Below are 273 nucleotides of genomic sequence, written 5' to 3' on the forward strand. Positions count from 1 at the left end.
CGCAGGCGCCGCCGATCTCGCGGCGCGTCCCTACACCAAGGCGCCGCCGATGGTCGCCGCCGTCTACGATTGGAGCGGCTTCTACATCGGCGTCAACGGCGGCGGCGGATCGAGCCGCAAGTGCTGGGATCTGATTTCCCCCGGTCTTGGCACTATCGTCCCGGAAGGGTGCCACGATGCCACGGGCGGCACGGCGGGCGGGCAGATGGGATTTCGTTGGCAGTCCGTCAACTGGGTGTTCGGCATCGAGGGCCAGGGCAACTGGGCCGACTT

Annotated in this window: 1 pseudogene; it reads left to right on the forward strand. The window is 68.1% G+C overall.

Going from position 1 to position 273, the window contains the following annotated elements:
* A pseudogene (locus AABA86_RS33575) lies at positions 1-273 on the forward strand (hypothetical protein); the annotation flags it as partial.

Origin of the sequence: Bradyrhizobium sp. TM233 (assembly GCF_036247965.1) — a bacterium.
Taxonomy (GTDB): Bacteria; Pseudomonadota; Alphaproteobacteria; order Rhizobiales; family Xanthobacteraceae; genus Bradyrhizobium; species Bradyrhizobium ottawaense.